General features: G+C 61.8%; 5 protein-coding genes. 3 read left to right on the top strand and 2 right to left on the bottom strand.

Translation table 11 applies throughout. From position 1 onward, the window contains the following. Positions 1–321: 321 nt before the first annotated feature. Positions 322–1230 carry a LysR family transcriptional regulator gene (locus AAF563_06100; GenBank protein ID MEM7120828.1) on the top strand — a complete coding sequence of 303 codons (909 nt, stop codon included), beginning with the start codon at positions 322–324 and terminating at the stop codon, positions 1228–1230. 17 nt (positions 1231–1247) lie between these two features. On the opposite strand, the gene AAF563_06095 is transcribed toward AAF563_06100, so the two are convergent. After that, positions 1248–3065, bottom strand: coding sequence for a radical SAM protein (locus tag AAF563_06095; protein ID MEM7120827.1), 1818 nt, complete (start codon positions 3063–3065; stop codon positions 1248–1250). Between the two features lie 252 nt (positions 3066–3317). Between AAF563_06095 and AAF563_06090 the strand changes: the two genes are divergently transcribed. Beyond that, positions 3318–4580, top strand: coding sequence for an MFS transporter (locus tag AAF563_06090; GenBank protein MEM7120826.1), 1263 nt, complete (start codon positions 3318–3320; stop codon positions 4578–4580). Between the two features lie 15 nt (positions 4581–4595). Here the strand turns inward: AAF563_06090 and AAF563_06085 are convergent, their stop codons facing one another. After that, positions 4596–5030 (bottom strand): hypothetical protein, encoded by a 435-nt coding sequence (locus tag AAF563_06085; GenBank protein MEM7120825.1) that lies wholly within the window; start codon positions 5028–5030, stop codon positions 4596–4598. 279 nt (positions 5031–5309) lie between these two features. Here AAF563_06085 and AAF563_06080 point away from each other — a divergent pair, with 279 nt between their 5' ends. Further along, positions 5310–7184, top strand: a complete 1875-nt coding sequence (locus tag AAF563_06080; protein ID MEM7120824.1) for a hypothetical protein — start codon at positions 5310–5312, stop codon at positions 7182–7184. Positions 7185–7203: the final 19 nt, after the last annotated feature.

Raw genomic sequence — 7203 nt, 5'->3', positions numbered from 1 at the left:
GATCATCACCAACAACGTCGGTGACATCAGCGTGTAACCGCGCAGCCACTCGTACTTCAGAAAAATCGCGCGGGCACGAAACGCTAACGAACCACCGTAATCAGATGATCCAGCACCCATCGTGTGCGTTTGATCTGCCATTCCTCATACCCCTTAAGCGTCGCCCAGAATCTCAATACCGGCGTACCAATCCCTAACTACTGACGCCAAACACGACCGGCAGTCTCTTCTTCACGACTTGCTTACTTGCCGGCATAGCGCCAAGTTCGAAGGCTGGAAAATTATGATGTCTCGATCAATGGCACAGCGTACATAGTACCTATGAGCGAAACCGATTATTCGGCTCTAGACGGCCGTCTGCTTCAGATTTTCCTGGCCGTGTATGATTCGGAATCCGTGTCCGAAGCCGCCCGCCGCCTTGATGTCAACCAGTCGACGATCAGTCACAGCCTGACGCGGCTGCGCAAGATTCTTGGCGACGAGCTCTTTGTGCGTTCGGGGCGCGGCATCGCGCCAACCGAGCGCGCGCACGTTGTCGCGGATCAGGCTAGGAACCTCCTGGTCGAGATGAAGCGGTTCACCGACCCCGTCGACTACGACCCGCAGACCGACGACGCATCGTTCACCATCGCCGCCGGCGAGTTCGAGGTCGACGCCGCTCTGAACGCCCTGTTCCATGAACTTCGCCGTCAAGCGCCCCAACTGACGCTGCGCATCGTGAACCCCGCATCGCAGGCAGACGTCATCCAGCTACTGCGCGACGACGATGTCGATCTGGCCCTGGCGCCGACGCTCGACAGCAGCGAGTCCGATCTCTTCCAGAACGTTCTGTTCGACGATCACGATCTCTGTTTCTTCGATGAGATGGTCTGCAACGCGCCGGCCACACTGGACGACTACTGCGCGGCGCCGCACGCCATTGTCGTCACCGGCGACTTTCGCCGATCCGAGATCGACGCCGGCCTGGCGGAGTTCCGCCGTTCCCGCAGCATTGTTCTGGAAGCGCCCAGCTTCGGCGCGCTGGCCGACATGATGCGCGGCACGAACACCATCGCGACGCTGCCGTCGCTGTTGCAACATTCATCGTTTTTCGGTTTCAGCAGCATCGAACCACCCCTGCAGCTCGCGCCCTTCACGATCTCTCAGATCTGGCACCGCCGTAACGCGAAATCACAGCGGCACCGCTGGATGCGGGACCGCATCAAGGAAGTTGCGGGCGCCACGACGTGATAGTCCAGTCCAGGCGCCTACTCCGCCGCGACGATGTCCTTCTCGCGGGTTTCCGCCTGATGTTTGGCGCGCGCCTCGGCTTCGCCCTTGGCCTTGGCAACGGCGGCGCGCGAGGAGTCGTTGAGCGCGAACATCTCGAGGTTCTCGTCGGTCGCGTCGTCGACCGGCGACAGCGCCAGATCCATGTAAGCCTTTGATGCCGGATCGTTTTGGATGCGCTTCCTCAAGCGATTGATCTTGAGCGCGTAGAGACCGATGGCGCTGTACTTGGCGACGCTCTCGACCAGGTACTTCGGATAGAAGACGATCGGGTTCTCACGAGGCAGTTCGGGCCGTCGTTGCGTACGAACCTTGCGGCGGAAGTAACCGCACTGCTGCGGGTGCACCTTCTCGTACTTCATGGCGCAGTGGATCTGCAGACAGTTGATCATGACGCCGTGCGGTTTGATGCCGCTGGCGACCGCGCGCTTCATCAGCCGCTCGACATGATCGGGGCTGTAGTAAACGTTCCACGCCTCGCGGTAGAGGTCGTCCCACTCCTGTTCCGACATCTTCGGATGGGCGGTCGTGACATGTTCGAGGTCGTACTTGTTCATGTCCGGGTCCATCCACACACCGTCGGTGTGCAGTACCTTGTGGTCCTCGGATCCAGGCAGCGGCGTCAGGATGGTGAAGCCAAGCAGGTCGACCGGCAGCTCACGCTTGATGATATCGATGTCGCGGCGCACGGTCTCCGGCGTGTCCTCGGGGAAACCGATGATAAAACCGGCATAGGAGATAATGCCGTGGCTGCGCCACTTCTGCAGCATCGTGCGGTATTCGGTGATCCGGTTCTGCGCCTTCTTGGCCGCCTTCAGGTTTTCCGGATTAATGTTCTCGAGCCCGATGAAGACGCGCTTGCAGCCGGCGCGGCGCGCCTTTTCGACAAAGTTCTCTGTCTTGTGGGCCAAGACATCGACCTGGATGATGAAGCTGATGGGAATCTTGTGGTCTTCCCTCAGCTCGATCATGCGGTCGAAGATCTCTTCCCAGTTCTTGTTGCGCGCGAAGTTGTCGTCGCTGATGAAATAGCGCGTGATGCCCTGGGCATGGTTGGCGCGGATAATCTTCTCAACATCGTCGCCGGAGCGATAGCGCGAGATGCGACCCTGCACGTTGATGATGGTGCAGAACGAGCACTGGAACGGACAGCCGCGGCCGGCATCGAAACTGGCGTGGGAACCGTCATACTTGTGCACGAACTGGTCGGGCAGAAACGGGGTCAGCTGCTCCTGCAGTGTCGGCAGCTTGTGCATGTAGTTGTAGACGGGCTTAAGTTCGCCCCGGTCGGCATCCTGCAAGACCTCGTCCAGATGCTCTTCGGCCTCGCCGGCGAAGATCGAAATGCCCATATCCATGGCGTCCTGGATATCCGGCGGCACGTCTTTCAGCATGGCGAGACAACCGGAGACGTGGAAGCCGCCGACCGCGCATTGAATACCTGCTTCGCGGAATTGGCGCGCCAGATCGACCGCGCGTGGAAACTGGTTCGACTGCACACCGACCAGGCAAACGAGACCGCGGTTTCCGTTTTCCTTCAGCCGGCGGATGATCTGCTTGACTGGGACGACCGTGTTCACTTCGTCATGCGGGTTGATGACGAGTTCGGTGTCCTCACCCAGAACCTTGCGTTCGCCCAGGACCTGGCCGATGCCATAGAGGCAAGCGAGCGAGTTCGACGGGATCCATGCCTTTGCCCACTGGATGACGTAACCGTTGTCGTCGTAGTGAGACGGCTTGACGAGTTCGAGATAGAACTTTTTTGTCGCCGAACCGGTCTCAGTCGTCTGCTGCATAGGCTTGCCCCTGCGCCAAAAGGCGCACGAGAAACTCTATGCGCCGGAAAAAAAGAGAACTAAACGAAAACTGATGGGTCAGCGTCACATAACTGACCGGGAAAGTAAATCAGAACCGGTCAATTTTCGGCCAGGTAGCAGAGACCTTAAGCCGTTCAATCATCCGGCAAGTATCACCAAGTGCGATTGCCGCAGCCGATACTAGATGCACGACTTGCCGATTACCCAGACACCGCTAGAACGTGCGGCGTCATGACGAAGAGAGCCGTCAAACGCCGCACGATCCTGGCCGGCACCCTGGGCAACGCCTTGGAGTGGTACGATTTCGCGATCTACGGCTTCATGGCGCCGATCCTGGGCCAGGCCTTCTTTCCGGCCGAGGACAAGGTGGCGTCCCTGCTGGCGGCTTTCGGCGTCTTTGCGGTGGGCTATGCCGCGCGGCCTGTGGGCGCGATCCTGTTCGGCCATCTGGGCGACCGTTTCGGGCGCAAGCCGGCGCTGTTGATCTCCATGATCTCCATGGGCGCGACGTCACTTGCGATCGGCCTGATGCCCGATCACAGCCAGATTGGCACCGCGGCGGCGTTTGTCCTGGTAACACTCCGGGTCATCCAGGGACTCTCGGTGGGCGGCGAATACGGTAGTTCCATCGTCTTCATGGCCGAGCACGCGCCGCCCGCACGCCGCGCATTCTTTGCGAGCCTGCCCCAGTGCGGCAGTCTTTCCGGTTTCCTGGTCGGCTCGGCGCTCAGCTCGTTCATCGCGGGCCAGGTGGGCAACGAGGCCATGGTCGCCTGGGGCTGGCGCATTCCCTTCCTGTTCGGCGCGCTGGCCGCCGTTTTCGGCATCATCCTGCGCAGCAAACTCACCGAGCCACCCGGCATCACCCGGCTCGATCGCGGCGCAGGCCTGCCGCTGGTCGTGGCGCTCAGCGGGCACTGGCGCACCATGCTGCGGCTCGTCATCTTGATGATGGGCGGCGGTATCGGCTTTTACCTGATGGCGATCTACGCGGCGTCCTACCTGACCGAGCAAATGCATCTCTCGACCGCCAAGGCGTTGGAAATCAACACGCTCGGCCTCTTGGCCATGTTGCTGGTCACGCCCCCGGCGGCGATTCTGTCGGACCGGATCGGCCGCAATCCCATGCTTTACGGCGTCGCGATTGGCGGCCTGGTGCTCGGCTGGCCCTTGTGGTGGCTGATGCACCAGGACGCGTTCGCCCTGATCGTGGCGGGCCAGATCGGTCTGGCGCTCATCTTCGGTGTCACCTTCGCGGTCGTCCCCGCGGTGATCACCGAGCACTTGCCGTCCCAGATCCGCTGCAGCGGCGCCTCGGTCAGCTACAATTTCTGCCTCGGCCTCTTCGGCGGCACCACGCCCTTGGTCGCGACCTATCTGGTCGCCCGCACCGCGGACGACTTCGCACCGATCTACTACTTCATGGCGGTGGCGCTTCTGCAGTTCATCGCCCTGATCGGACTCAAAGAAATGGCCGGCAAACCGTTGTCGTGACGGCGGAACGTCCGCCTAACCCAGATCGATCGGTGCGGAATCGGGCAGAAAATGGTGATAGCTGTTGATGTAGAGCGCGATCTTCAGCGCACCTGACGGTACGCGTTGGACGATCCAGTCCTCGCCGACGACGCACTTGATCAGCCCATTTTCTGGCGATCCAACCGGCCGGCCCTCCCAATAGACGGCACCGACGGCGCGGGCGCGTTCCGGCGCGTCGCAGAGCGGCGCGATGTCCCACGGCTCCAAGACGACATGCTTTTCGTCGGTGAGCTTCTGATGGATCTCATAGTTGGTTTGAAGCGAGATATCCTCGCCGTGGGGAATGAAGATCCGGGGCTCCGGGTGCAGAAAGAACGCCGCCTGGTCGTCCGCCGTCCCTTTGTCGAACATGACGACGTCGTGGAATGCCTTCATCAGCGTGATGACATCATCCTTCGTAACTGCCATGACCAAGCCCCTCCTCCCCGGCATCAATATCGCCCGGTGTCCATGGTCTGCCGCCCTTGAGGCTACGCTTGAACGTTACGCCAGGCCACCTTCCGAACCTTCTCCGCACTTGCCGGCGCTCGTGCGAAACACCCTATCTGCATCCAGGCGACGACGAAGAACAGGGCCCCTGTATGAGGCGAATTGACTGGCAACGCAGGCGCCAAACATGTATATATTTCAATTCATTGTAGTCACTTATTGCACCATCGCACCAACAACGTGACCGGAAATCGAACGGTGAAGCATTGGCTGGTGCCGCTGACGGCGGTGACGATCGCCTGGTTCGTTCTGCTGGCCTGTGTCGCGGTTTATGAGCCCTCGCCGGTCTTGGGCGGCCGGCTTGTCGATAGCGACAGTTACATGCGCCTGGTGCGCGTCGGCCTGCTGTTGGAGGGCGGTGGCTGGCACGATGGTCTGATCGCCCGCGCCAACGCACCCTATGGCGACACGCTCCATTGGACCCGGCCGTTCGACGTGCTGATCGCTGCCGGCGCCCTGACGCTGACGCCGTTTGCGGGCCCTGAATCCGGTCTGTTTTGGTCGGGCGCCCTGGTGTCACCCATGCTGCAACTGGCGACCGCTTTCGCGTTCATCTGGGCGATGACGCCGCTGCTGCGTTCCAGGCCGTGGGTCCTGGTCATGATGGCGCTCGCCGCGGTCTTTCTCCAGCCGGCGGCGCTATCGGTGTTCGCGCTTGGGCATGCCGATCACCACAGCCTGTTGGTTTTGCTCTTTGTCCTGGGCACCGGCTGCGTTCTGCGCGCGCTGCTCAGCCCGCAGCGCCTCGGCATGCTGGTGGGCGCCGGCTTGCTCGCCGGCCTCGGCTTGTGGGTCGCACCGGAGGCCTTGGTCGCGACGGCGGTCTGGCTCGCCGCGCTCGGCTTCGCCTGGATTGTCGAAGGCCGGCAACGCGCCATGCAGAACCTGCTGTTCGCCGTCGGCCTCACTATCGCGGTCGCCGGTGGCCTGATCGCCGAACAGCCGCTGACCGACGTAGAACAGATCGCTCACGACCGCATTTCTCTGACGCACCTGATGTTGAGCGGGCTGATCCTCGCGATATGGCTGATCATCACGCTCCTGTTCGACCGGCTGTCCAGGGCCGCTGGCGCCATGCCGCGCCTCATCGCCCTCGTGCTCGCCGGCATTGCCGCCGCCGCCATCATGATCGCGATCGATCCGGCGTTCTTCGCCGGACCGTTGGCCGATGTCGATCCGCGCATCCATGCGATCTGGCTCGACCACGTGATCGAAATGCAGCCGGTCGTGCCCGACAGCATCATCAAGACTGGCCGTTTCGTCTTCTATTTCGGCCTCGGTTTCGTCGCGTTGCCCTATCTCGTCTGGGTGGTCGTGCGCCGGCGCGGACGAACGGATTGGCTCGGCTGGTGCCTTCTCCTCATCGCGCTCGGTCTTTACTGGCCTCTCGCCGTCGCGCATGTGCGTTTCGCGCCTTATGCGGAGGTCGTGTTCGTCATGGCGACAGCCGGTTTGGTGAACCTGATGATCGCCCGGACCGCGTTTACGTCCAACAACGTCCGGCGCATTCTGATCCGCGCGCTTTGCCTTTATGTCGTGCTGATCGGTCCGCTGGCGCTCGGCCGCATTCTGATGGCGTGGTCGCCTGAGACCGTGATGGCGCAAGACCAAGACACAGCAGGCCGTGTCGATGTGGCGACCGCCGAAGATGCCTGCGATCTCCCCGCCATGGCGGCCTATCTGGAAGACCCCGACGCCCTCCCCGGCCCCAAACCGCGCACGATCCTGGCCTTCCTGGATCTGGGGCCGGAGCTGCTCTACCGCACCCGTCACCATGTCATCGCCACGCCCTATCACCGCAACGGCGACGGCATCTATGACAGCTACGCCATGCTGACGGCCCAGGACGAAGCGCGCGCCCAAATGATGATGGCCGAACGCGCCGTCGACCTGATCCTCCTTTGCCCGGGATCGCCCGAACGAGATTTCTTTGTCGACGAGACGAAAGACAGCACGCTCTACCAGCGCCTCACCACCGGCCAGACGCCTTCGTGGCTCTCGGAGATAAGCCTGCCAGACAGCCTCGCCGATGGCTTCCGGCTGTTCATAAGGAACGAGGAAAGCGGGGACTGAGCTGCGGGCGAGCCGACAA

The sequence above is a fragment of the Pseudomonadota bacterium genome (assembly GCA_039028155.1).
GTDB lineage: Bacteria > Pseudomonadota > Alphaproteobacteria > SP197 > SP197 > JANQGO01.
Note: the sequence above shows the minus strand (reverse complement) of the source record. Positions and strands in the feature narration are given on the sequence as shown.